The organism is Bacillus sp. FSL K6-2431 (genome assembly GCF_038005165.1).
GTDB lineage: Bacteria > Bacillota > Bacilli > Bacillales > Bacillaceae > Bacillus > Bacillus pumilus.
Genome location: NZ_JBBOSQ010000001.1, coordinates 2,455,368 through 2,480,034 on the forward strand (window position 1 = coordinate 2,455,368; position 24,667 = coordinate 2,480,034).

The window sequence follows — 24,667 nt, forward strand, 5'->3', positions numbered from 1 at the left end:
TAACAGTTTGCGCATTTTTTGAAGCGTAAAAGGAGGAATCTTGCATGAGATTCGACGAGGCTTATTCAGGAAAAGTGTTTATTGGAAGTCATCCGACATGGGAAGATGCAAAAGTCATTTTATACGGTATGCCGATGGATTGGACCGTCAGTTATAGACCAGGCTCACGTTTTGGTCCAAACCGTATTCGTGAAGTTTCGATTGGATTAGAAGAATACAGTCCTTATTTAGATCGTGAGCTGCACGAAGTACCATTCTTTGATGCCGGTGACATTCCGCTTCCTTTTGGAAATGCTCAGAAAAGCTTGGACTTAATTGAAGAGTATGTCGACAGCATTTTAGAAAAAGGGAAGTTTCCATTAGGAATGGGCGGCGAGCATCTTGTGTCTTGGCCGGTTTTCCGCGCGATGCATAAGAAATATCCTGATTTGGCGATTATCCATATGGACGCACATACGGATCTTCGTGAGGAATACGAGGGTGAGCCTCTGTCTCATTCTACCCCGATTCGTAAAGTAGCAGGACTCATTGGACCTGAGAATGTGTTCTCTTTTGGGATTCGTTCTGGGATGAAGGAAGAATTTGAATGGGCAAAAGAAGCGGGTATGCACATTTCTAAATTTGAAGTGCTGGAGCCGTTGAAGCAAGTATTGCCAAAGCTGAAGGGGCGTCCAGTTTATGTGACGATCGACATTGATGTACTCGACCCAGCTCATGCACCTGGTACAGGCACGGTGGATGCTGGCGGTATTACATCAAAAGAGCTGCTTGCATCCATTCATGCCATTGCAGGATCTGAGGTTCAAGTAGTCGGTGCAGACCTTGTAGAGGTAGCACCTGTATACGATCATTCCGACCAAACAGCGAATACAGCGAGCAAGCTTTTACGCGAAATGCTGCTTGGATTTGTGAAATAACACCTTGATAGAGGAGCTTGTCATCTCATGTGGACAAGCTCTTTTTTTACATGGATCAAAAAATAAAGGAGGCAGTTCATGTTTTCTTCTATATTGATGGTGCTTCTCGCCTTTTGTGTGTTAGCGGCGGGTTTTCTCACTCTGAAACGAGAGCTCGCAGCTGCGCCGCCCGTTTTTGCTTCGAAAAAGGTAGCAAAGGAAGAGATGTTGGGGTTGTTTCAAGATCGAGGCTTTTTCTATCTGACGGCCATTGCGTTATTCATGCAGGTGGTATTTAAGCGAGCACAGATCGTGCCATTTGATTTTTTTCAGGCATTTTTGGCAAGTTCAGGCGTACAAGCTCTTTTTTATTTAATCAAAAGAAAAGACATGGGCGTAAAGGCTGGATTGGTGGTATTAGTGAGTTTCCTGTTTCTTTTTTTCTAAAGGGATGGTGTAAGATCAAAAACGAAGTTTAATCGCAGTGAAGAAGAGAAATGATGGTATGATAGGCGATCATGAATATGGTATACTAGTTTAGTTAAACGGGTCTTAGCAAAGGAAGTGCAAAATGACACAAAACCAAATTTCAATTCATGTAAAGTCAGTGATGAAACCAGAGACGGAGCCGGCTGAAACGATCGAATTCCGCACGACTGGAACGTATCAAGAAAAGAATGACAAAACGTATCTCACTTACCATGAAGAACATGAAATGGGTCAAGTAAAAACCGTTGTGAAAATGAGTGAAAAAGAAATTTTTGTCATGAGATCAGGGGCCATTCAAATGAAGCAGCGCTTTCTCATTGGAGAAACGACCGTCACACATTACACGATGCCATTCGGTACACTACAGCTTGATGTACACACACATGGCATTGATCTCGATGTGGACAAGGGACTGCTGCACATTACGTACGATATGCTGACAGGGGAAGATCAAAAGCATTTACATACATTATCGATTTCGTATAAGGAGGATTTACGTTCATGAATATCGCAGAACAGGTCAAAGATGCGTTAAAGGAAGAAATTATTGCGGCAGTCGTCAAAGCAGGACTTGCTGATGAAAGCCAGGTACCAGATGTCCTTTTAGAAGTGCCGAAAGATAAAACTCACGGTGATTACTCCACCAACATGGCGATGCAGCTTGCCCGCATTGCAAAAAAAGCACCTCGTCAAATCGCAGAGGACATTGTCAAAGCGTTTGATAAAGGGAAAGCTTCTATTGAAAAACTGGATATCGCAGGTCCAGGGTTCATTAATATTTATATGAACAATCAGTATTTAACAAAGCTGATCCCAGCTGTCCTTGAAGCAAAAGAGGCATATGGTGAAACGAATACAGGCGGCGGCCAAAAGGTGCAAGTTGAATTCGTCTCAGCCAACCCAACAGGTGACCTTCACCTTGGACATGCCCGCGGAGCAGCTGTAGGTGATTCTCTTTGCAACATCCTTGATAAAGCAGGGTTCGAGGTGAGCCGTGAATACTATATCAACGATGCAGGCAATCAGATCAATAACCTCGCTTTATCTGTAGAGGTACGTTACTTTGAGGCGCTCGGTCTTGAAAAAGAGATGCCTGAAGACGGCTATAGAGGAGAAGACATCAAAGGCATCGGGCAAAAGCTGGCAGATGAATTTGGTGACCGTTTCGTGCATGAGCCAGAAGAAGAGCGTATGATGTTCTTCCGTGAATACGGCTTAAAATATGAGTTAGAGAAATTACGTGTAGACCTTGAGAATTTCCGTGTCCCATTTGATGTATGGTATTCAGAAACCTCTTTATATGAAAACGGTAAAATCGAACCAGCGCTGGAAACACTTCGCGCTAAAGGCTATGTCTTTGAAGAAGACGGCGCAACGTGGCTGCGTTCAACTGATTTTGGCGATGACAAGGACCGCGTGCTCATTAAAAAAGACGGCAGCTTCACTTACTTGCTTCCAGATATCGCATATCATAAAGACAAATTAGACAGAGGCTTTGATCAGCTCATTAACATTTGGGGAGCGGACCATCACGGCTATATCCCTCGAATGAAAGCGGCGATTCAAGCACTTGGATATCCTGCTGGCAAGCTTGAAGTAGAAATCATTCAGCTCGTTCACCTATACAAAAACGGTGAAAAGATGAAGATGAGTAAACGTACAGGAAAAGCCGTCACCATGCGTGATCTGATTGAAGAAGTAGGCCTAGATGCCACTCGTTATTTCTTCGCGATGAGAAGTGCGGCGACACATATGGACTTTGACCTAGACTTAGCGATTTCTACGTCTAACGAAAACCCTGTGTACTACGCACAATATGCCCATGCGAGAATTTGCAGCATGCTGCGTCAAGGGGAAGAAAAAGGCTACGAGCCAAACCTTGAAAAAGCAGATTTCTCTCACATTCAATCGGAAAAAGAATACGATCTTCTCAAAATCATTGGTAGCTTCCCAGAAGTTGTAGCAGAAGCAGCTGAAAAGCGTATTCCGCACCGCGTGACGAACTATATTTATGACCTTGCATCAGCCCTTCACAGCTTCTACAATGCCGAGAAGGTCATTGATGTAGAAAACGAAACAAAAACAACAGCACGTCTTTCACTCATGAAAGCAACACAAATTACGCTTGCGAATGCATTAAAACTAATTGGTGTATCGGCTCCGGAAAAGATGTAATACAAATAAGCCCCGCTCTACTATAGGAGTGGGGCTTTTTAATATGAAAAAACACCCGCTATCTTCTAAGGACAGCGGATGTTGAACATTACCCAAGCGTATTAATAATGTTAGAAATAGAATCAAATAATTGGCTAAGTACATCAGAAAACATGTTTTTGCCTCCTCTCTTTTCTTTTTACATCTACTTAACGAAGGGGATGGAGGGTTGGATCACTTTTTCTAAAAAATTTTTAAAAAAGTTGGTGGCATAGAAAAAAGCACCACGTATTCGGGTGCTTTTTGGCTTTTATTAGTTATGAATGAATACGCAGTTTCACGTCTCCATTTTCACACGCTAGCTGAACGTTTCCGCCAATCGGTAAGGTGAAGACCGGCTGTGTATGTCCGATATCGACATCGTAGATCACTGGAATGTGTTTGAGCATTGGGTGCTTATCTAGGATGAATCTCAAATGTTCCTCTGTCATCTTGGATTTCTTCTGAAAGCGTCCGATGATCAGCCCTTTAATGGATTCTGCATGCTGTAAGAGGGATGTGAGGTCTCTGGCGAACATTTCAGGGAAAACCAAATCATCATCCTCCACAAATAAGATGGCATCCTTAATATGAGGCATAAACGATGTCCCTTGCAGTAAGTTCAGTGTACAAAGGTTACCGCCATACAAGGTACCTTCGGCTGTTCCTTCCTGATATATTCCCCATTTCGACGGATGAAACTGTCTGTTCGCTTGATCAAGATACCACGCATCATCACTCCACTTTGTCGAAGGATTCACATTAAAAGACTCACTACCATTCATCAAGCAGGCTTGAAACATAGCGGTCTGCTCCTCTTGTCCCTGTTCCATTTGAAAGCTGGAGAAATGGGGTCCAGAGTATGTCACCATCTCACATTTGGCAGTAATAGCACTTGCGAGTGCGGTAATATCACTGTAGCCGCAAAGAACTTTTGGGTGCTGACGAATCAAGTCGTAATCAATATAAGGCAAGAGCTCATTGCAATTGAAGCCTCCGATTGCTGTCAAAATACCGTCAACTTCATCATCCATGAACGCCTCATGCAGATCAGACAAGCGGTGCTCAATAGATGAAGAGGAGTGAAGGTCACATTCAAACGTGTGCTGTCCAAAGGAAACAGTGAAACCTAACATCTCTAAACGCTTTTTTGCCTGAGCGATTCCTTCTTTTGATAAAATGCTGGCACTTCGGCTTGGGGCAATGACACGAAGATGACTGTCTTTTTTTAAAGGAGGTGGTGTATGCATAAACAAATCTTCCTTTCCATCACATATTTATCCATTATATCGGATCAAATGGTCCAAGTCTGTAAAAGCTAGAAGAAAGAAGTGGACCGTGCGTTTCATACAAGCTGTGCAAAGGGTATGGAAAAGAAAAAGACAGAATGAGGGCGAAGAATGTGAAAAAGAGGAGACTGGAATTTTTATTTTTATATTTTATGATATTCGGGGCATATGTGGTGTATTGGTGGCCGGTGCCGGCGTGGAGTGTCCAGTTGTACGCAGCAGTTTATATCGCCATTATTTTATTTAGTATCATCTCGCTCATGCTAGAGAACCGTACATCACAGCACACACTCTTATGGATGTATGTGCTAATCTTTTTCCCAATCATTGGCTATATGTTTTATTTGTTCTCGGGACAGCTCTATGTGAAAGGTCATTTATTCAAATCAAAAAGAATGTACAACCGTGAAAAACTACGTAGAATATCTGAGCTTGAGAGCAAGCCGGATGAATCAAGTCTAACCGAAAATCAGCGGACTTTTTTTCATTACACAGAAAAAGCAACAGGCATGCATGTGAACACAAATAGTGATATGGACATTTTAAAAAATGGGGAGGAGACGTTTCCCCGTATTTTTGAAGAATTAAAAAAGGCAAAATCGTTCATCCATATAGAATACTACATGTTCAAATCGGATTTCCTCGGGCACCGGATGATGGAGATTTTGATAGAAAAAGTGAAAGAAGGGGTAGAGGTTCGCTTCATCTATGATGCGGCTGGCAGCATTCGCTTCTCCCGAAAAGATATTAAACGCTTGAAGCAGGCAGGGGTCAAGGTCGCTCCTTTTCTGCCTTTAAAATATGGTTTCTTTAATCAAAAAATCAATTTCCGCAATCACCGAAAAATCGTGATCATTGATGGGAAGACAGGATTTGTTGGCGGGTTAAATGTCGGAAAAGAATATGTCGGACGTGATGAAAATATCGGTTTTTGGCGTGATACGCATACGATGTTAAAGGGTGAGGCTGTCCAAACCCTTCACTCTGTGTTTATGCTCGACTGGGAGTATGTTTCAGATGAAGTATTAATTGATGATCCGAAATATCATACGCCGCATCCTGTGACGGGAGAGGATGTCATTCAGGTTGTACCAACTGGACCCGATATGAAAGAAAGTATGAGTGATTTATATGATGCACTCATCTCAAATGCGAAACAATTTGTCTGGATTGCGACACCTTATTTTGTCCCAAATGAATCCCTTCGTACGGCATTGAAAATTGCTGCGACAAGAGGGGTGGATGTCCGGGTGATGGTTCCGGAGATCAATGATGGCTTTCTCACACAATACGCCACACGGTCCTATTTTTCTGAGCTCCTAAAAGAGGGCATCAAGGTGTATCACTACCAAAAGGGCTTCATGCATCAAAAAGTGATGATTGCAGATGGAGAACTTGCCTCTGTCGGTACCGCAAATGTGGATATGAGAAGCTTTCAGCTCAATTTTGAGGTCAATGTCTTTACGGCCGCGAAAAAGCCTATTGAGCAGCTGATGGCACATTATGAAGAAGATATGAAAGAATGTGAGCAAATGGGACCTGTTCATTTTTATAAAAGAGGCTTAAAAGAGCGATTAAAGGAATCATTTGCTCGGTTGTTTTCTGGCGTTCTATGAGGATTTCTAGTCAAAGAAATCATTTCCTAATCTAGTATTTTGAAGAGGATTCCTCTATAATTGAAAATGATTATCAATTATAGAGGAAATGAGGTTCTTTTACATATGTTAAAACGCTTTTTCGCCTATTACAGGCCCTATCGAGGTCTGTTCTTTTTAGATTTCTTTTGCGCTGTCGCCGTTGGATTGATGGAACTGGGTTTCCCGCTTATCGTGAACTACTTCATTGATACATTGTTGCCAACAGGGAACTGGACAGTCATTGTCTGGACGGCACTTGCGCTGTTTGTCATTTATGCCCTCAGCTCGGTTATGCAATTTATTGTGTCGTATTGGGGGCATATGCTTGGCATCAATATTGAAACAGATATGAGGAAAAAGCTGTTTGATCACTTTCAGCGACTATCCTTTAAATTCTTTGACAACAACAAAACGGGGAAGCTCATGTCACGGATGACAAACGACCTCATGTACATTGGAGAAGTGGCGCATCACGGTCCTGAAGATTTGTTTATAGCGATTATGACGATTCTTGGTGCCTTTGCAGTCATGCTGATGATTAACTGGCAGCTGGCCATTTTAACCTTCCTCATCATGCCTGTCATCATTTGGCTCGCCCTACATTTTAATAAAAAGATGACGAAGGCGATTACACAGCTCAACAATGACATTGGAGACTTTCATGCGAGGGTTGAAAACAATATTGGGGGCATTCGTCTTGTTCAAGCCTTTGCCAATGAACATTTCGAGAAAAAGCGTTTTGCGGAAAACAACAACCGTTTTCGTAAGGCGAAGCTTCTTTCTTATAAAATTATGTCGGTCAATGGATCGATTAGCTATATTCTCACACGTCTTGTGACACTGTTTGTCCTTCTCGCAGGTACATGGTTTGTCCTGCAAGGTCAATTAACGGCAGGTGGCTTTATCGCATTTGTTCTGATCACAAATGTTTTATTTAGACCGATTGATAAAATCAACACGGTCATTGAAATGTATCCGAAAGGCATTGCGGGCTTTAAAAGCTATGTCGATTTGCTAGACACAGAGCCGGATGTGAAGGATACAGAGGGAGCACGTGATGTACACGGATTGAAAGGTGAAATTGAATATCGAAACGTAACATTTGGCTACGATGAACACAGTCATGTGTTAAAGAATATCGATTTAAAGATCAAACAAGGAGAGACGGTTGCGTTTGTCGGCCCTTCAGGAGCGGGGAAATCAACAATTTGCAGTCTGCTGCCTCGTTTTTATGATGTGGATGAAGGGGAGATCACGATTGATGGTATAAGCACAAAGTCGATGACATTGTCTTCTTTAAGGCAGCAGATCGGTATTGTGCAGCAGGATGTCTTTTTATTCTCAGGCACCATTCGTGAAAACATTGCGTACGGGAACTTAGAAGCCAGCGATGCAGAGATTTGGGAGGCTGTAAGAAGTGCGCATTTAGAGGAACTCGTTCAGCGTTTCCCAGAAGGGTTAAATACCGTGATAGGTGAGCGCGGCGTCAAACTGTCAGGCGGTCAAAAGCAGCGTCTATCAATTGCACGGATGTTCCTGAAAAACCCGTCCATTCTCATTCTAGATGAAGCCACATCAGCACTTGATACAGAAACAGAAAAAGCCATACAGGATGCACTGAGCGAACTAGCTGTCGGCAGGACGACACTCGTCATTGCCCACCGCCTTGCAACAATTAAACACGCCGATCGTATCATTGTCGTGACAGAGGAAGGTATTGAAGAACAAGGCCGCCACCAAGATTTAATTCAAATGGGCGGCGTATATAGCAGACTGCACGAAGCGCAGTTTGGTCATTAAAAAGAAAGATAAAGCCCTTTTGATAAGGGTCTTTTTTTGTTAGGATAGAAAAAACTCGTGTAGGAAGGATCTGATGGAATGAAGGGGCTTCGGCGATTACAAAAAGGCGATAAGATCGGTATTTTTTCACCTTCAAGTCCTGCATCAGCGACCTCGCCACTTAGGTATGAGCGGGCGAAGGAGTGGCTTGAGCAAAAAGGATTCATTGTGGTACCAGGATCATTAACAGGGAAAGAGGACCACTACCGTTCAGGTACAATTCAAGAACGAGCCAATGAGTTGAATGAGCTAATGGCTCGAGAGGACTTGGCGTGCGTCATGTCAATGATTGGCGGGACAAATTCAAATAGTATGCTGCCTTATCTTGATTTTGAGCTGCTGAAACAACATCCGAAAATCATGATCGGTTATTCAGATGCGACAGCGATTCTTTTAGCCGCTTACGAAAAAACGGGATTGCCTGTATTCTACGGACCGGCGCTTGTTCCATCTTTTGGGGAGTTTGAACCGTTCGTTGCTTATACATATCAGTCGTTCGAAGACATCCTGATGCAGCCTCAATTCATTCCTTATCAGATCAAAAAACCACCCTTTTGGACGGATGAACGAATCAATTGGGAAGAAAAGACACGTGATAAAGGGCAGCGTCCGAACGATTGGCTGTGCGTCATAGAAGGACAGGTAGAAGGCAGGTTGATCGGCGGAAACCTGAATGCAATGTACGGCATATGGGGCAGTGAATTCATGCCAGCGATCCAAACAGGAGACATTCTCCTCATTGAAGATTGCATGAAAACCGCTTCAGTTGTAGAAAAAAACTTCTCTTTATTGAAAGTAAATGGAGTGTTTGAGCGGGTATCAGGGATTCTTTTGGGGAAACATGAGCTGTTTGATGATGAGGGAACGGGCAAAGAACCTTACGAGATTTTACTTGAGGTGCTTGGAGAGACAAAGAAACCGCTCATCGCAGATTTTGACTGTGCCCATACACACCCGATGCTTACGATGCCAATTGGGGCACAAGTGAAAATGGATGCAGCTTCAAAACAAGTGTGGTTAACGAAAGAGTGGATATAACAAAAGAGCGGCCTGATGGCTGCTCTTTTTTATGAAACCTTCTCTTTTTCAAATGGCTGCAAGAGATCTTGCGCTTTTTTTCCCTCTACGACAATTAAGTAGTCAGATTCTAAATGAGTGAGCCTGAAGGTTTCAAGCTCTACGATGTTCTTGATGTTACACATTGTTTTTTTAGAATACACATATAGACGATGTTGAGCCTGGTGGCATTTTTCATAAAGAGAAATAAGCTTATGTAAATTCAATGCTTTCGCAGCGATTTGGATTGAATAGATCTGAGACATCTTCATATCCTCCTGTTGATTACTTTCTCACAATAGCTTTGTTACCCCTGTTTGCACAGAGATAAACCTTTCTCTATGATTTCCACTCAATGGTTCCTCCGCCGGTTCGCTTGTTGCCTCTTATCGCAGATAGTTCTTCGACGAGTCTAAGAAGGGCCTGATCCTTTGACTTCGCCTCAATCATAAAATCTACATCACGCCCATACGGTTTTAATGCATGAAAAAGCGGTAAGACAAAGGACATATCTACACCATCTGCATGACTGCGTATGGCTTTTTCTGATTTCGGTGAGGATAAATGAATTTTAGGCGGAATACCAGTGCTCGTCCAAGTGCCGAACATTCTTGGCAGGATGTCTTCAAGCGCGGCATCGTCATCTTTATTGGCCACGTGATGATGGTAATCAAAAACAAACGGAATGTCATGTTTTTCACATACACCAAGCGTTTCCAGCGACGTATATGTTTTGTCATCGTTCTCAAGCGTCATTCTCGCCTTAATATGAGCCGGAAGCTGTTTGATATTGTCATCAAAACGTTGAAGCGCCGATTCTTTATCACCGTACGCACCGCCCACATGAATGTTCATATAGCCTTCCTTTTCAAGCTTCATCGCCTCAAGCATTTGATAATGGTACGCCATGTCGATCACGGCATTTTCTGTGATTGAAGGCTTGGGGCTAGTAAACAAGGTGAACTGATTGGGGTGAAAGCTCACACGAAGCCCATGCCGTTTCACCAACTCGCCAATTCCAAGAAACTCCTTTTGAAAAGGTGTCACAAAGTCCCATCGTACCTCGGGATGGGTCGCAAGCGGGACGATCGAACTCGAAAAACGGTAAAGCGGGATATCATGAGCAATGGCGAAATAAAGCGTTCTTAATGTATTCACGAGATTGGCCTTTGTTGTTCGTAATAACGCCTCTTTTCCTTCTTCCTTTGAGAGCTTGCTGTATCTTGCAAAGGTCAGCGACTTGGCAGGAGAAGCCTCCCACAAGGTGACGGCATTGGATACATAACCGAATCGATAACGCATAGGTCATCTCCTTTATAAAAAATAAGAGAACATGGCGGCAACCCATTCCAGCGGACGTGACAGAAGCGGACGCTGTGCCAATTTCTCTTCTGTCATAAGCTCAGACACTTCTATGTGCTCGCGAATCCTTTCCTCTACGTGGGCAGTAAAATCGGTATCATCAATGGCGACGTCTACTTCCTCGTTTAAAAACAAGCTGCGTTTATCAAAATTTGCCGTACTGATCATACAGCGTCTCTGGTCAATTAGAATGGCTTTCGCATGATAAAATCCTTTATAAAAACGATAAACAAGGCAGCCGGAGGCAATGAGGTCCTTCAAATAATGAAATCCAGCCTCTTTGACGAGTGGATGATCTGCTTTCATTGGGATGATGATTTCAACCGTAACGCCTCGCTTGCGTGCATCAAGCAGTGCACTCAGAAGAGGAGCAGATGGAATAAAGTAAGGCGTACAGATGATGATCTGTTTCCTCGCCTGCTGAATATCTTTGAGGAACAAAGCTTCTAAAGAAAAACCAGCAGTCGCGCGTGTTGTGCATTGTAGTGTTCCCGGTTCCAAAGCAGGAAAAACCTCATATTGCAGCTGATGAATACCAGATGACCGGTATAAATCATTCAAAAACACATGCTGGAGATCTGCGACAACTTGCCCCGTCATGCGCAAATGATAATCCTTCCAAATGCCAAACCGACCCTTTTTCCCAACATATTCATCGCCAATATTAAACCCGCCAATATAGCCAATCTTTCCATCAATCACCGTGATTTTACGATGATTTCTCATGTTTAACCGATAAATCAAAAAAGGGAAACGAGGCTTATTTAAAAAGTAAAATTGGATGCCACTTTTCTCTAGCATGTCGATGGACTTTTGATCAAACGGATAGGACCCTAGTCGATCGGTCAGCAAAAAGACTGAAACCCCTTGTTCCGCTTTTGTTTTCAAAGCTTGTAACACCCTTTGACCAATCTTGTCGTTCTTTACAATAAAGAACATCATATGAATAGAAGAAGAGGCGTGCTGAATATCGGTGAGCAGCTGATCAAAGAGTGGTTCGCCATCATGATAAAAGGCGGCATCACCGCTTGTTTGATCAAAAGATCGTTCAAAAGCGCGGGTAGAAAAATATTTCTTTCCCATATAAAGGTCTAACAATATGAGACAAACGATGACAATGAGTACGAGTAGGATGATCAATGCGATCATGTTGCTTCCTCCTTTTTTGCATATTTCAATAGTGTACCCAAACGTGTAAAAAATATTGACTGAATACTCATTCATTATTTATGATAGAGGTACAACATGGAAACGGAACAAAGTGGGTTTTGGGGAATGAAAGGGGGAGCAAGATGAATAGCCTTTTAATCATGAACATGATCGCATTTGCGGCGGTGACCGCTTACGCTGTGTATTTGTTTATTTATCTCATTCGAACACGAGCAGCGTACATTCGTCTTGGTAAAAAAGAAGAGTTCCAACAAGACATGAAAAAACGCTTAGAGCGTGTTTGGGTCAATGTATTTGGGCAAAAGAAGCTGTTAAAGGACAAGAAGAGCGGCATCATTCATGTGCTGTTTTTCTACGGGTTTATCCTTGTACAGTTCGGAGCCCTTGATTTTATTATGAAGGGACTCGTTCCAGATAGCGGACTCCCTTTAGGTCCGCTTTACGGTGTCTTTACCTTTTTCCAAGAGGTAGTCACACTTCTCATTTTAGTAGCTGTTGTTTGGGCGTTCCATAGAAGGTATGTGGAGAAGCTTGTCCGTTTAAAGCGTGGCTTTAAATCCGGTCTAGTGCTTTTATTTATTGGCGGCTTGATGCTGACCGTTTTACTTGGGAACGGGATGAATATCATCTGGCATGGACACTCTTTATCACCAACTGAGCCAATCGCATCCAGTGTTGCTTTCTTGCTGGGCGGTATTTCACCTCTTGCGGCAACGGTCGTTTTTTATGTCGCATGGTGGGTGCATCTCCTGATTTTGCTGACATTCTTAGTGTATGTCCCGCAGTCAAAGCATGCTCACCTCATTGCAGGGCCGGTGAACGTATTTGCCAGCAGATTAGACTCGCCAGGCAAGCTGCAAAAAATTGATTTTGAAGATGAGACACAAGAGACCTTCGGTGTGGGAAAAATTGAAGACTTCCGTCAGTCACAGCTGATCGACCTTTACGCCTGTGTGGAATGCGGGCGCTGCACAAATATGTGCCCAGCAACAGGTACAGGGAAAATGCTGTCTCCTATGGATTTGATTTTAAGGTTAAGAGATCATTTAACCAATAAAGGGGCCGCCATTACATCAAAGACGCCTTGGGTTCCGCAGCTTGCCTTCAGGCAGACAACAGGAAATCAACTGGCGCTGCAGGCGAGAGGAGCAGGTGCAGAGGAATCGGCTGCCAGCTCGATGTATCATCCTTCTCTTATTGGTGAAGTCATTACAGAGGAAGAAATTTGGGCATGTACGACGTGCCGAAACTGTGAAGACCAATGCCCTGTCATGAATGAACACGTCGACAAGATTATTGATATGCGCAGATATCTTGTGCTGACCGAAGGGAAAATGGATGCAGATGCACAGCGTGCCATGACAAGTATAGAGCGCCAAGGGAACCCGTGGGGATTGAACCGGAAAGAAAGAGAAAATTGGCGTGAACTGAGAGAAGATGTGCACGTGCCGACAGTAAAAGAGCTGAAAAAAGCAGATCAAACCTTCGATTATTTATTCTGGGTTGGTTCAATGGGGGCATACGACAATCGAAGCCAAAAGATTGCGCTTGCCTTTGCAAAGCTTCTCAACGAAGCAGGAGTCTCCTTTGCCATCCTAGGCAATAAGGAGAAAAACTCTGGTGATACACCAAGAAGGCTTGGAAACGAATTTTTATTCCAAGAGCTTGCTGCGAAAAACATTGAAGAATTCCAGAAAAACGGTGTCACAAAGATCGTTACGGTTGATCCGCACGCCTATAATTTATTTAAAAATGAGTATCCAGACTTCGGACTTGAGGCAGAAGTGTACCATCATACAGAATTACTGGCAGAGCTAGTGAAAGAAGGGAAGCTAACGCCTGTACATGAAGTGAATGAGGTCATCACCTTCCACGACTCTTGCTACCTAGGCAGATATAACGAAGTGTATGATCCGCCGAGAGACATTTTAAAAGCCATCCCTGGTGTGACGCTGAGAGAAATGGAACGTCATCGTGAAACTGGTATGTGCTGCGGTGCAGGCGGGGGCTTAATGTGGATGGAAGAAGAGACAGGTACCCGAATTAACACTGCCCGAACGGAGCAGGCGTTACAGGTGCAGCCGTCCATCATTAGCTCAGGGTGTCCTTATTGCTTAACGATGCTGGGAGATGGCACGAAGGCAAAGGAAGTAGAGGATCAGGTAGGTACATTTGATGTCGCAGAGCTTCTTGAAAAATCAGTGTTTGGCGAGGCTGGAAAGCAGGTTTCGTAAACAAAACAGGCCGATGAATAGAATGTTCATCGGCTTATACATGGCGCTGTACATCTGCTGTTTAGACAATATGTAAGCGGTAACAAACTGGAGGGGACATACATGAGTAAGACGGTCATTGTATCTGGAGCAAGAACACCATTTGGAAAACTAGGCGGTGCTTTCAGTGGGTTGACTGCCGCAAAACTAGGCGGAAGGGCCATCAAGGCTGCGCTGGAAAGAGTGCAGGGATCACATCATGTGGATGAGGTCATCATGGGAAGTGTTTTGCAGGGAGGACAAGGTCAGATTCCTTCAAGGCAAGCAGCAAGATATGCTGATCTTCCGTGGTCCGTTCCGACGCAAACCATCAATAAAGTCTGTGCATCAGGAATGCGCAGTGTGAGCACAGCAGATCAAATCATCCGAGCTGGAGATGCGGAGGTCATCGTAGCGGGCGGTATGGAATCCATGTCACACGCCCCTTATTTGCTAAAAAAAGCGCGATGGGGCTACAAAATGGGAGATGGTGCGCTACAAGATGCGATGATTTTAGATGGATTAACCTGTTCGTTTACAGGCGTTCATATGGGTGAGTATGGGAGCATGGCTGCGAAGGAGCTCGGTATCACGCGGGAAGAGCAAGACCTTTGGGCATTAAGAAGTCATGAACGAGCGATCGAAGCGCAGAAAAACGGCTTTTTTCAGCATGAAATCACTCCCGTCACCGTCAAGACGAAAACGGGAGAGCGGCTGATCACAGAAGATGAATCCCCGCGGCGTGATACGTCATATGAACGGCTGTCAAAGCTCATGCCTGTTTTTGATCAAACTGGTACCATTACCGCTGGAAATGCACCAGGTGTCAATGATGGAGCAAGTGCGCTTCTTTTAATGAAAGACACATATGCAAAGCAGCATGACGTCATGCCAATGGCAGTCGTGCTTGGTCATACGCAGGTAGCTGTAGAGGCAAAGGATTTTCCGAAAACACCAGCCTTTGCTATCGAGAAAATTTTACAGAAAACAGGTAAGCGTCTAGAGGATATCGATTTATTTGAAATCAATGAAGCCTTCTCAGCAGTGGCGCTGGCATGTGAAAAAATAACCGGGCTGGACCGGCGCAAAATGAATATCAACGGTGGGGCAGTGGCGCTTGGTCATCCCATTGGGGCAAGCGGAACACGTATCATACTGACATTGATTCATGCATTGAAACAAAGAGGCGGCGGTATTGGCATTGCGGCGATTTGCAGTGGAGGCGGTCAAGGAGATGCCATCATGATAAAGGTAGATTAAAAGGGAGGCGTTCATCGTCATGAGTACAGAAGAAACCGTCATGGTCGTTGGAGCTGGTCAAATGGGATCAGGCATTGCCCAAGTTTTTGCTCAGTCTGGCTACACAGTCCTGCTGCATGATGCATCTGAAAAGCAGATTCATCGGGCCATTTCCTCCATGACCAAACAACTGACGAAACGGGCAGAAAAAGGAAAGCTAGCCCATCAGGCAGTCCGAGATATTACGCAGCGGCTTGCTGTATCTACAGATTTAAAGGACGTGCAGCAGGCTCACTTAGTGATTGAAGCTGCATCTGAACAAATGAGTGTAAAAAAACAAATCTTTGAAACACTTGATCAATTTGCAGAGGCGAAGACGATATTTGCAACAAACACATCTTCCTTGTCGATCACTGAATTAGCAGCTGTTACGGGGAGACCGGAGCAAGTGATTGGCATGCACTTTATGAATCCGGTGCCTGTCATGAGACTCATTGAGGTCATTCGAGCGCTGCAAACGAGTGACGACACGTATCAACTCGTTTGTGAAACAGCAAAGACATTAAACAAAACCCCAATTGAAGTGGAAGACTTCCCAGGGTTTGTATCAAACCGCATATTGATGCCAATGATCAATGAAGCCATTTACACCCTTTATGAAGGCGTGGCAGATGCAGAAAGCATTGACGGTGTCATGACGCTTGGAATGAATCACCCAATGGGGCCACTTCGTCTCGCTGATTTCATCGGACTAGATACATGTTTATTTATTATGAATACCCTTCATGAGGGACTTGGGGATAGCAAATATCGACCTTGTCCTCTTTTGAAAAAATACGTGAATGCAGGCTGGCTGGGCAAAAAGACAAAGAGAGGTTTTTACACATACCACGACCACTCATAGGGGGAGTCAAAATGGATGTTTTGCTTACGGATCAACAGCGACTCTGGAGAGAACAGGCAGCAGAATTTGCAAGACAGCGTATATTCCCTGAAGTGGAAGCCATGGAACAAGGTCAGTTCCCAAGAACACTTTTAGCAGAAATGGGACGACAAGGCTTTCTGGGGATTCCAATACCAGCATCGTATCAAGGCTTAGGAGCAGATTTTACAACGTATATCATCGCCATTCATGAATTATCCAAAGTGAGTGCGACCATCGGTGTCATTGTGTCCGTTCATACATCTGTTGTGACGATGCCTATTTTGGCTTTTGGAACGAATGAGCAAAAAGAATCCTATGTTCCGCTGCTTGCATCTGGGCAGAAGCTGGGAGCATTTTGCCTGACTGAACCGAAGGCAGGCTCAGATGCCTCCAGTATTCAGCTAAGGGCAAAGCGGGCAGACGACCATTATGTGTTAAATGGTACAAAAATGTTTATCACAAGCGGCGGGGAAGCAGAACTGTATCTTGTCTTTGCCGTGACAGATCCTGCTTCTGCGAAAAAAAATATATCGGCATTCATTGTTGAGAAAGATACACCAGGATTTACGATCGGAAAAGATGAGAAAAAGATGGGACTGCACGGGTCAAAAACCGTTACGCTTCATTTTGATGCTGTGCGGATTCCAAAACAGCAGCTGCTCGGTGCAGAAGGAGAGGGCTTTCACATAGCCATGTCTAGTTTAAATGCGGGGAGAATCGGTATCGCGGCTCAAAGCCTCGGCATTGCAGAAGCCGCATTAACTGAGGCAGTGACTTATTTAAAGCAGCACCCGGCAGGTCTAGAAACGACCATTCGGCTGGGTGATTTGGCAGCGAAGCTTGAAGCAGCCAAACTATTAGTCTATCAAGCGGCTTCTTATAAAGAGGCGAATCGTCCGGTCACAAAGGAAGCATCCATGGCAAAGCTATTTGCCTCAAGAACGGCAGTTGAGATCAGTACAGAAGTGATCCATTTGCTCGGCATGGATGGTTATTCGAATCGCTATCAAGCACAACGTTACTTTCGTGATGCGAAAGTTTGTGAAATCTATGAAGGAACAAGTGAAATTCAAAGGCTGGTCATTTGTAAACAGCTAATATGAAACGAGGTGGCTCATGATGCAGTTTCAATTAAGTGATGAACATGAAATGATTCAAAAAATGGTGAGGGATTTTGCGAAAAATGAAGTAGAGCCAACAGCAGCAGAGCGGGATGAGACAGAAACGTATGATCCAACTATTTTTCGCCAAATGGCGGAGCTCGGTTTAACGGGGATCCCTTGGCCGGAAGAGGTAGGCGGGATCGGTAGTGATTATTTAGCCTACGTCATCGCAGTGGAGGAGCTTTCAAGAGTGTGCGCCTCTACAGGCGTCACCCTCTCCGCCCACACCTCTCTCGCCTCGTGGCCCATCTATACTTTCGGAACAGATGAACAAAAAGAGACCTATTTAAAGCCGCTTGCAGAAGGACAGAAGGTAGGGGCATATGCACTCACTGAGAGCGGTTCGGGTTCAGATGCCGGCGGAATGAAGACAACGGCAGTAAAGGCAGGCAATGAATACGTCCTGAACGGTGCGAAAATCTTTATTACAAATGGAGGCATTGCGGATTATTATATTGTGTTTGCTGTGACTGACCAAGAAGCTACATCTCGAAATACGACCGCCTTTATTGTAGAAAAAGAGACACCGGGCTTCTCTGTTGGCAAAAAGGAAAGCAAACTGGGCATTCGTTCATCGCCAACGACCGAAATTCGATTTGAAGATTGCCGGATTCATGAAAGGAACCGGCTCGGACAAGAGGGAGAAGGCTTTAAAATAGCGATGATGACCCTCGATGGCGGCAGAAACGGCATTGCTGCACAGGCAGTTGGGATTGCACAAGGCGCTCTTGATGCGGCAGTCGATTATGCGAAGGAGCGCAAGCAATTCGGCAAACCAATCATTCAGCAGCAAGGAATTGCTTTTAAGCTAGCAGATATGGCGACCGCAATTGAAGCCTCCAGGCTGCTCACTTATCAGGCAGCATGGCTCGAAACGAAAGGGCTCCCGTATGGAAAGGAATCAGCTATGTCCAAGCTCTTTGCTGGAGATACAGCCATGAAGGTAACAACAGAAGCCGTCCAAATCTTCGGCGGCTACGGCTATACAAAGGATTACCCAGTCGAACGATACATGCGTGATGCGAAAATCACCCAAATTTATGAAGGCACACAGGAAATCCAGCGCCTAGTCATCTCGCGCAAACTGCTAGATATGTAGAAACAAAGCAAAGACCACCTGATGTGAGGTGGTCTGTTTTGGTGCGAAAATTAGTCCTCAAATGTTAAATTATTTCCAAAATTGTCCCATGCCACCTTATCATTATGATAAAATTGGCAAAAGTATCAATATGGAGGTTTTCATGATGAACACAACATTTATGGGTATTTTAGGATTAGTCACAATGATCATTTGGATTATGGTCTCCACAGAGCTTTCAAAGTCTCCAAAAAAGAAGGAAGAAAAAGAAAACAGCCGCAGAAAACTATTTGTCCTCATGCCTGCGGGAATGGTATGTACGATTGCTATCGTGATCTTATTCATTCAGAGAATCCCGTTTTAAAATAGAGATGAACAAACTAAAAGACAAAAAGCATACCATACACAAAAGCCAGACCCATTTCATGCAGATGATGAGCCCCTTGAGAAAAAATCAAAAATTAACATGATTAAAGGTGGCATAAACTCCCCTAATTTGTTTATAATGAGAGGTATGGTTTGTCGTAAAAATAAGGGATAAACACTTATTATTTCACTGATAAATGGATACATACATGTAATAGAAAGGGAGTGTCTGACCTTGAGTTTGAAAGAATACTCACAGGAACAGCTCAAGCACATGTCTTTAGTTGAACTTGCCTATGAAATTTTCAGAGACAGCAAAACACCGATTACGTTTTCCGAGTTAATAGATGAAATGGTCCGTTTACAAGGAATACAAAAATCTGATCTTGATGATCGCCTTGCTCAATTTTATACAGACTTAAATATAGATGGCCGCTTTATTTCGTTAGGTGATCAGAGATGGGGACTTCGCAGCTGGTATCCAGTTGATCAAATCGAAGAAGAAGTTCAGCCAGCTGTGAAAACAAAAGCGAAAAAGAAAAAAACAAAAGCAGCTGTCGTTGAAGAAGACTTCGATGAAATTGAAGAGGAAGAGGAAATCGAAGAGCTTGAAGAAGACCTTGATCTTGTTGAAGACGACGATGATCTCGACCTAGACGATGATGAGGAAATTGAGGAAGATATAGAAGAATTCGACGAAGATGATGACGAAGATGATGACGGCTTAACAGAAATTGACGAAGACGATTTAGACGATAAAGAGGAAGAGAAATAACCCTCATAAACCGGTCCTCAAAACAGGACAAAACCGTCTTGACTTTCGAGAGCGAACTATGTAGTATGTATTTTGGGCTCTCTAAAAAGAGTACGTAAAGATACGTTCATTTACGCTCCCTTTCATTTATTTGAAAGGGAGCTTTCTTATTTTTCAAGAGATTTAGGGATACACTCTAAAAAGGATGAAGCTGTGCATGTCTAGTCATGCAAGGGTAAAAAAGAGAGGAGCATACGAAATGACAAAGTATATTTTTGTAACAGGAGGAGTTGTTTCCTCACTTGGAAAAGGGATCACGGCTGCCTCGTTAGGCCGCCTTCTGAAAAATAGAGGGATGGATGTCACCATTCAAAAATTCGATCCATATATCAACGTAGACCCAGGGACGATGAGTCCATATCAGCACGGTGAGGTTTTCGTCACAGATGACGGTGCTGAAACAGACCTTGATTTAGGTCACTATGAGCGCTTCATTGATATTAACTTAAATAAGTACAGCAACGTCACAACAGGTAAAATCTACTCTACTGTTCTGAAGAAAGAGCGCCGCGGTGACTATTTAGGCGGAACTGTACAGGTTATTCCCCATATTACAAATGAAATTAAAGATCGCGTGTACCGTGCCGGAAAAGAAACAGGTGCAGATGTGGTCATCACAGAAATCGGCGGAACAGTAGGAGACATCGAATCCCTTCCATTCCTAGAAGCGATTCGTCAAATGAAGAGTGACATTGGCCGTGAAAACGTCATGTACATTCATTGTACCCTTGTTCCTTACATTCGGGCAGCAGGTGAACTGAAAACAAAACCGACACAGCATAGTGTAAAAGAACTTCGCAGCCTTGGTATTCAGCCAAACGTTATTGTGGTTAGAACTGAAATGCCAATGACCCAAGACATGAAGGACAAAATTGCGTTATTCTGTGATATTGATACAAAAGCTGTTATCGAATGTCAGGATGCAGACACGCTGTACTCTATTCCGCTTGATTTACAAAAACAAGGACTAGACAAGCTTGTATGTGAACATATGAAACTTGACTGTCAAGATGCAGACATGACGGAGTGGACAGCGCTAGTCGATAAAGTGCAAAACCTCTCAAAACAAGTCACAATTGGTCTAGTAGGAAAATATGTTGAATTGCAAGATGCATACATTTCTGTCGTTGAATCACTTCGCCATGCTGGTTATGCATTTGATGCAGACGTTCAAATCAAATGGATCAATGCAGAAGAAGTGACAGCAGAAAATATGGCTGATTTCGCGCAAGATGTCGATGGCATCATCGTTCCTGGAGGCTTCGGAGACCGCGGAGTGGAAGGGAAAATTATTGCTACACAATATGCCCGTGAAAACAAAGTGCCATTCTTCGGAATTTGCTTAGGAATGCAAGTTGCGTCAATCGAATATGCACGAAACGTACTAGGCCTTGAAGGAGCTCATTCAGCGGAAATTGATCCTGAAACAGCATTCCCAATTATTGACCTTCTTCCAGAACAGAAGGATGTAGATGATTTAGGCGGAACACTTCGTCTTGGTCTGTATCCATGTAAATTAAATGAAGACTCCAAAGCATTTGCTGCATACAACGATGAAGTGGTCTACGAACGCCACCGCCATCGCTATGAGTTTAATAATGAATTCAGACAGCAAATGGAAGCTGCAGGATTTGTCTTCTCTGGTACAAGCCCAGACGGACGTCTTGTTGAAATTATCGAGCTGAAGGATCATCCTTGGTTCCTTGCTTCTCAATTCCACCCAGAATTCGTCTCAAGACCGACAAGACCTCAGCCATTATTTAGAGATTTCGTTGGTGCTTCACTGCAAGCATCTGAATCAAAATAAAACAAAAAAACTGCCGAGAATATCATCTTCTCGGCAGTTTTTTTATTCATATTCCTCAACGATTTCTTTCACAGTAAACGATAGAGCGTGGTAGACGTATAAGCATGTCATTAAAGCAGGATAACCGAACCTTGTTCCGTCATCAGCGGGCACAAGCGGTTTCTTGAGCTGAAAATCAATATGGACATCACAAAGCTCTTCAATCATGGACGGCTCCTTTTGTGCCGGCCCGACACCAACAACGGGCGTCCCTTGCGCGTGCAGTTCTTTTACAAGAGATTGAATCTCCTCGTCTTCTGGGTCTGAATAAAATAGCAGCACTCTATCGCTTGGATGAAGCAAGCTACGCTCCATTTGATCAAGCGGCAGCACTTTCGCACCTGGAAATGGCTCCTTGCTTTCAGTTGCCTCTAGGGCTACAGCAGCCAGTTCATTCTTCCCGTGAAAATAAACAGCATGTCCACTGACAATGGCTTGTGCAAGAAGGCGTGCACCATCCTCGATCGCTTCAGCCTGCTTTTCTCCAATACGTGAAAAAATACCTGATAACTGGGTCGTGAAAATTTTTAACAAGACTGATTTCCTCCTTCGGTCAGATCATTTTATAATAGAATATAAAGAGAATATTAGGAAAAATGCTCAGAAAATGTCGTAAAGTAAACTATTATAAATAAAGGAAATGTGAAAATCAAACAGAATTATTTAACAACAGCTCTTTTTATGGCGAAAAATGAAAGCAATGGGGTGTAACAGATGAATGAGAAAATTTTAATTGTCGATGATCAATATGGTATTAGAATATTATTGAATGAAGTGTTTCATAAAGAAGGCTATCAAACCTTCCAAGCAGCGAATGGACTTCAGGCGTTAGATATTGTGAAAAATCATAGACCAAACCTTGTGCTGCTTGATATGAAGATTCCCGGAATGGATGGAATTGAAATTTTAAAACGCATGAAATTAATTGATGAAGACATCCGTGTCATCATTATGACAGCCTATGGCGAATTAGACATGATCCAAGAATCCAAAGAACTCGGTGCTTTGACGCATTTTGCGAAACCTTTTGATATTGATGAGATCCGAGATGCTGTCAAAGAATACTTACCGCTCGAAACAAACGGTTAGATGGAAATGATTGAATCGAGTCATTCTGTTGCCGATTTGTCGAATAATTGGTATCCTAGATAAGAAGAAGAAAGCGATCTGACTTTGAAAGTTTACATATGGCGAGAAATTCTGGTCATGCTAGGGTGGAGAGCTTTTTTTAGTAAGCAAATTAGCTACATAGGGAGGATTTTTCATCATGCCTTTAGTTTCAATGACAGAAATGTTGAAAGACGCAAAGGAAAAAGGTTACGCTGTTGGACAGTTTAACTTAAATAATTTAGAATTCACGCAAGCGATTTTACAAGCTGCTGAAGAAGAGAAATCTCCAGTTATCTTAGGAGTATCTGAAGGAGCAGGACGCTACATGGGCGGCTTCAAAACAGTTGTCGCAATGGTTAAAGCGTTAATCGAAGAATATAATGTAACAGTTCCTGTTGCGATTCATTTAGATCACGGTTCAAGCTTTGAATCTTGTGCAAAAGCAATCCATGCAGGATTTACTTCTGTCATGATCGACGCTTCTCACCATCCATTCGATGAGAACGTAGCAACAACTGCGAAAGTAGTTGAGCTTGCTCATTTCCACGGTGTATCTGTAGAAGCTGAGCTTGGAACTGTTGGCGGACAAGAAGACGACGTCATCGCTGAGGGCGTTATTTATGCTGATCCAAAAGAGTGCCAAGAGCTTGTAGAACGCACTGGTATTGACTGCCTTGCACCTGCATTAGGTTCAGTACATGGTCCATACAAAGGTGAACCAAACCTTGGTTTCACTGAAATGGAAGAAATTGGTAAAATGACAGGTCTTCCACTTGTTCTTCATGGCGGAACAGGTATCCCAACTGCTGACATCAAGCGCTCAATTTCACTTGGTACAGCTAAAATCAATGTAAACACTGAAAACCAAATTGCTTCTGCGAAAGCAGTACGCGAAACACTTGCTGCAAAAACAGAAGAGTATGATCCACGTAAATATCTTGGACCAGCTCGTGACGCAATTAAAGCGACTGTTATCGGCAAAATGCGTGAATTTGGTTCTTCTAACCAAGCATAATTTGATGAGAACCGAAAGCCGCCTGAGTCACAGGCGGTTTTCTCCATATCTTGAGAAAGCGCAATCAAAATTTACATTTCAGACAATTTATTGATAGGAGAGTGGCACGGTTATGTTATTTTTCGTAGATACAGCGAATATCGCAGACATCAAAGAGGCGCACGAGCTTGGCATTTTAGCAGGCGTCACAACAAACCCTAGTTTAGTAGCGAAAGAAAAGGACGTATCATTCCACGACCGTCTTCGCGAAATCACTGACGTGGTATCAGGTTCTGTCAGTGCGGAAGTCATTTCCCTCAAAGCAGAAGAAATGATTGAAGAAGGAAAAGAGCTTGCTGCCATCGCACCAAATATCACGGTTAAAATTCCAATGACAACAGATGGTCTTAAAGCTGTCAAAGCGTTAACAGACCTTGGAATTAAAACAAACGTTACTTTGATTTTTAGTGCAAACCAGGCACTTCTTGCAGCTAGAGCTGGTGCGACGTATGTCTCTCCATTCCTCGGCCGCTTAGATGACATTGGCCAAAATGGTCTCGATCTCATCAGCGAAGTGAAAACCATTTTTGATGTTCATGGCTTAGATACACAAATCATTGCTGCATCCATTCGTCATCCGCAGCACGTGACAGAAGCTGCACTTAGAGGTGCTCATATCGGCACAATGCCGCTGAAAGTCATCAAGCAGCTGACGAAACACCCATTAACGGATGCGGGCATTGAGCAATTTTTAGCAGATTGGAATAAATAAGTGATTGTGGCAGGCGGGATTGTCTCCTGTTTGCCGCAGTTTTCCTTAAAAACGCTAAGAAATGTTTTGTGCAAAGAAGAGAACATCACAGCCTCGCAAAGCTTCGATTATTTTTCTTCCGACAAATTTCGTTTAACCTGTATTCTTTCTCTTGATATTGGCTAAATTTTGGACAAG

The 24,667-nt window shown here is 43.5% G+C and carries 23 protein-coding genes; 18 read left to right on the forward strand and 5 right to left on the reverse strand.

What is annotated here, in order from left to right; all coding sequences use genetic code 11:
- Positions 1-44: 44 nt before the first annotated feature.
- From speB to argS, 4 genes are all read left to right on the forward strand, one after another.
- On the forward strand, positions 45-917 hold the full coding sequence (gene speB / locus MHH40_RS12260) for an agmatinase (RefSeq protein WP_003214818.1): 873 nt from the start codon (positions 45-47) through the stop codon (positions 915-917).
- A gap of 78 nt (positions 918-995) precedes the next feature.
- Positions 996-1,343: a hypothetical protein gene (locus MHH40_RS12265; RefSeq protein WP_050944460.1), complete on the forward strand. Its 348-nt coding sequence runs from the start codon at positions 996-998 to the stop codon at positions 1,341-1,343.
- A 124-nt stretch (positions 1,344-1,467) separates the two neighbouring features.
- The gene (locus MHH40_RS12270; protein ID WP_003215400.1) at positions 1,468-1,890 is read left to right on the forward strand and encodes a DUF1934 domain-containing protein; all 423 of its coding nucleotides are present in this window, start codon (positions 1,468-1,470) and stop codon (positions 1,888-1,890) included.
- The gene (gene argS / locus MHH40_RS12275; RefSeq protein WP_050944459.1) at positions 1,887-3,560 is read left to right on the forward strand and encodes an arginine--tRNA ligase; all 1,674 of its coding nucleotides are present in this window, start codon (positions 1,887-1,889) and stop codon (positions 3,558-3,560) included. Before MHH40_RS12270 ends, argS begins: the two co-directional genes overlap by 4 nt.
- Positions 3,561-3,856: 296 nt before the next feature.
- Here the strand turns inward: argS and MHH40_RS12280 are convergent, their stop codons facing one another.
- Positions 3,857-4,828 (reverse strand): S66 family peptidase, encoded by a 972-nt coding sequence (locus tag MHH40_RS12280; RefSeq protein ID WP_050944458.1) that lies wholly within the window; start codon positions 4,826-4,828, stop codon positions 3,857-3,859.
- Between the two features lie 152 nt (positions 4,829-4,980).
- Between MHH40_RS12280 and cls (MHH40_RS12285) the strand changes: the two genes are divergently transcribed.
- The 3 genes from cls (MHH40_RS12285) to MHH40_RS12295 all read left to right on the forward strand — a co-directional run bounded on the left by cls (MHH40_RS12285) (position 4,981) and on the right by MHH40_RS12295 (position 9,381).
- Complete coding sequence (cls, locus tag MHH40_RS12285) at positions 4,981-6,483, forward strand: cardiolipin synthase (protein ID WP_050944457.1); 1,503 nt, start codon at positions 4,981-4,983, stop codon at positions 6,481-6,483.
- Positions 6,484-6,588: 105 nt separating this feature from the next.
- On the forward strand, positions 6,589-8,304 hold the full coding sequence (locus MHH40_RS12290) for an ABC transporter ATP-binding protein (RefSeq protein WP_050944708.1): 1,716 nt from the start codon (positions 6,589-6,591) through the stop codon (positions 8,302-8,304).
- 78 nt (positions 8,305-8,382) lie between these two features.
- A complete protein-coding gene (locus MHH40_RS12295) occupies positions 8,383-9,381 on the forward strand; it encodes a S66 family peptidase (RefSeq protein ID WP_050944456.1) in 999 nt (332 codons plus the stop codon).
- 29 nt (positions 9,382-9,410) lie between these two features.
- Here the strand turns inward: MHH40_RS12295 and MHH40_RS12300 are convergent, their stop codons facing one another.
- The 3 genes from MHH40_RS12300 to cls (MHH40_RS12310) form a co-directional block, all read right to left on the reverse strand.
- Positions 9,411-9,665 (reverse strand): hypothetical protein, encoded by a 255-nt coding sequence (locus tag MHH40_RS12300; RefSeq protein ID WP_003215306.1) that lies wholly within the window; start codon positions 9,663-9,665, stop codon positions 9,411-9,413.
- Positions 9,666-9,738: 73 nt separating this feature from the next.
- On the reverse strand, positions 9,739-10,701 hold the full coding sequence (gene uvsE / locus MHH40_RS12305) for a UV DNA damage repair endonuclease UvsE (RefSeq protein ID WP_050944455.1): 963 nt from the start codon (positions 10,699-10,701) through the stop codon (positions 9,739-9,741).
- Between the two features lie 12 nt (positions 10,702-10,713).
- Positions 10,714-11,910 (reverse strand): cardiolipin synthase, encoded by a 1,197-nt coding sequence (cls, locus tag MHH40_RS12310; RefSeq protein WP_050944454.1) that lies wholly within the window; start codon positions 11,908-11,910, stop codon positions 10,714-10,716.
- Between the two features lie 143 nt (positions 11,911-12,053).
- On the opposite strand from cls (MHH40_RS12310), the gene MHH40_RS12315 reads away from it, so the two are divergent.
- The 8 genes from MHH40_RS12315 (at position 12,054) to pyrG (ending at position 21,575) form a co-directional block, all read left to right on the forward strand.
- The gene (locus tag MHH40_RS12315; protein ID WP_340901144.1) at positions 12,054-14,165 is read left to right on the forward strand and encodes a heterodisulfide reductase-related iron-sulfur binding cluster; all 2,112 of its coding nucleotides are present in this window, start codon (positions 12,054-12,056) and stop codon (positions 14,163-14,165) included.
- A gap of 102 nt (positions 14,166-14,267) precedes the next feature.
- Positions 14,268-15,443 carry an acetyl-CoA C-acetyltransferase gene (locus tag MHH40_RS12320; RefSeq protein WP_050944452.1) on the forward strand — a complete coding sequence of 392 codons (1,176 nt, stop codon included), beginning with the start codon at positions 14,268-14,270 and terminating at the stop codon, positions 15,441-15,443.
- Positions 15,444-15,462: 19 nt separating this feature from the next.
- Positions 15,463-16,326, forward strand: a complete 864-nt coding sequence (locus MHH40_RS12325) for a 3-hydroxybutyryl-CoA dehydrogenase (protein ID WP_050944451.1) — start codon at positions 15,463-15,465, stop codon at positions 16,324-16,326.
- An 11-nt stretch (positions 16,327-16,337) separates the two neighbouring features.
- Positions 16,338-17,450, forward strand: coding sequence for an acyl-CoA dehydrogenase family protein (locus MHH40_RS12330; RefSeq protein ID WP_050944450.1), 1,113 nt, complete (start codon positions 16,338-16,340; stop codon positions 17,448-17,450).
- 16 nt (positions 17,451-17,466) lie between these two features.
- Positions 17,467-18,609: an acyl-CoA dehydrogenase gene (locus MHH40_RS12335; protein ID WP_050944449.1), complete on the forward strand. Its 1,143-nt coding sequence runs from the start codon at positions 17,467-17,469 to the stop codon at positions 18,607-18,609.
- Positions 18,610-18,754: 145 nt separating this feature from the next.
- Positions 18,755-18,952 carry a hypothetical protein gene (locus MHH40_RS12340; protein ID WP_050944448.1) on the forward strand — a complete coding sequence of 66 codons (198 nt, stop codon included), beginning with the start codon at positions 18,755-18,757 and terminating at the stop codon, positions 18,950-18,952.
- 237 nt (positions 18,953-19,189) lie between these two features.
- Positions 19,190-19,729 carry a DNA-directed RNA polymerase subunit delta gene (gene rpoE, locus MHH40_RS12345; protein ID WP_003214586.1) on the forward strand — a complete coding sequence of 180 codons (540 nt, stop codon included), beginning with the start codon at positions 19,190-19,192 and terminating at the stop codon, positions 19,727-19,729.
- A gap of 238 nt (positions 19,730-19,967) precedes the next feature.
- Complete coding sequence (gene pyrG, locus MHH40_RS12350) at positions 19,968-21,575, forward strand: glutamine hydrolyzing CTP synthase (protein ID WP_003215143.1); 1,608 nt, start codon at positions 19,968-19,970, stop codon at positions 21,573-21,575.
- A 42-nt stretch (positions 21,576-21,617) separates the two neighbouring features.
- On the opposite strand, the gene MHH40_RS12355 is transcribed toward pyrG, so the two are convergent.
- A complete protein-coding gene (locus MHH40_RS12355) occupies positions 21,618-22,148 on the reverse strand; it encodes a DUF2529 domain-containing protein (RefSeq protein ID WP_050944447.1) in 531 nt (176 codons plus the stop codon).
- A 180-nt stretch (positions 22,149-22,328) separates the two neighbouring features.
- On the opposite strand from MHH40_RS12355, the gene MHH40_RS12360 reads away from it, so the two are divergent.
- From MHH40_RS12360 to fsa, 3 genes are all read left to right on the forward strand, one after another.
- The gene (locus tag MHH40_RS12360; protein ID WP_003214681.1) at positions 22,329-22,703 is read left to right on the forward strand and encodes a response regulator; all 375 of its coding nucleotides are present in this window, start codon (positions 22,329-22,331) and stop codon (positions 22,701-22,703) included.
- 178 nt (positions 22,704-22,881) lie between these two features.
- On the forward strand, positions 22,882-23,739 hold the full coding sequence (locus tag MHH40_RS12365) for a class II fructose-bisphosphate aldolase (RefSeq protein ID WP_003214879.1): 858 nt from the start codon (positions 22,882-22,884) through the stop codon (positions 23,737-23,739).
- 112 nt (positions 23,740-23,851) lie between these two features.
- Positions 23,852-24,490, forward strand: coding sequence for a fructose-6-phosphate aldolase (fsa, locus tag MHH40_RS12370; protein ID WP_003215343.1), 639 nt, complete (start codon positions 23,852-23,854; stop codon positions 24,488-24,490).
- Positions 24,491-24,667: the final 177 nt, after the last annotated feature.

Excerpts from the sequence above, each read along its gene's own strand:
- speB (WP_003214818.1), top strand. The coding sequence starts at position 45 with ATGAGATTCGACGAGGCTTATTCAGGAAAAGTGTTTATTGGAAGTCAT.
- MHH40_RS12265 (WP_050944460.1), top strand. The coding sequence starts at position 996 with ATGTTTTCTTCTATATTGATGGTGCTTCTCGCCTTTTGTGTGTTAGCG.
- MHH40_RS12270 (WP_003215400.1), top strand. The coding sequence starts at position 1,468 with ATGACACAAAACCAAATTTCAATTCATGTAAAGTCAGTGATGAAACCA.
- argS (WP_050944459.1), top strand. The coding sequence starts at position 1,887 with ATGAATATCGCAGAACAGGTCAAAGATGCGTTAAAGGAAGAAATTATT.
- MHH40_RS12280 (WP_050944458.1), bottom strand. The coding sequence starts at position 4,828 with ATGCATACACCACCTCCTTTAAAAAAAGACAGTCATCTTCGTGTCATT.
- MHH40_RS12290 (WP_050944708.1), top strand. The coding sequence starts at position 6,589 with ATGTTAAAACGCTTTTTCGCCTATTACAGGCCCTATCGAGGTCTGTTC.
- MHH40_RS12295 (WP_050944456.1), top strand. The coding sequence starts at position 8,383 with ATGAAGGGGCTTCGGCGATTACAAAAAGGCGATAAGATCGGTATTTTT.
- MHH40_RS12300 (WP_003215306.1), bottom strand. The coding sequence starts at position 9,665 with ATGTCTCAGATCTATTCAATCCAAATCGCTGCGAAAGCATTGAATTTA.
- uvsE (WP_050944455.1), bottom strand. The coding sequence starts at position 10,701 with ATGCGTTATCGATTCGGTTATGTATCCAATGCCGTCACCTTGTGGGAG.
- cls (WP_050944454.1), bottom strand. The coding sequence starts at position 11,910 with ATGATCGCATTGATCATCCTACTCGTACTCATTGTCATCGTTTGTCTC.
- MHH40_RS12315 (WP_340901144.1), top strand. The coding sequence starts at position 12,054 with ATGAATAGCCTTTTAATCATGAACATGATCGCATTTGCGGCGGTGACC.
- MHH40_RS12320 (WP_050944452.1), top strand. The coding sequence starts at position 14,268 with ATGAGTAAGACGGTCATTGTATCTGGAGCAAGAACACCATTTGGAAAA.
- MHH40_RS12325 (WP_050944451.1), top strand. The coding sequence starts at position 15,463 with ATGAGTACAGAAGAAACCGTCATGGTCGTTGGAGCTGGTCAAATGGGA.
- MHH40_RS12330 (WP_050944450.1), top strand. The coding sequence starts at position 16,338 with ATGGATGTTTTGCTTACGGATCAACAGCGACTCTGGAGAGAACAGGCA.
- MHH40_RS12335 (WP_050944449.1), top strand. The coding sequence starts at position 17,467 with ATGCAGTTTCAATTAAGTGATGAACATGAAATGATTCAAAAAATGGTG.
- MHH40_RS12340 (WP_050944448.1), top strand. The coding sequence starts at position 18,755 with ATGAACACAACATTTATGGGTATTTTAGGATTAGTCACAATGATCATT.
- pyrG (WP_003215143.1), top strand. The coding sequence starts at position 19,968 with ATGACAAAGTATATTTTTGTAACAGGAGGAGTTGTTTCCTCACTTGGA.
- MHH40_RS12360 (WP_003214681.1), top strand. The coding sequence starts at position 22,329 with ATGAATGAGAAAATTTTAATTGTCGATGATCAATATGGTATTAGAATA.
- MHH40_RS12365 (WP_003214879.1), top strand. The coding sequence starts at position 22,882 with ATGCCTTTAGTTTCAATGACAGAAATGTTGAAAGACGCAAAGGAAAAA.
- fsa (WP_003215343.1), top strand. The coding sequence starts at position 23,852 with ATGTTATTTTTCGTAGATACAGCGAATATCGCAGACATCAAAGAGGCG.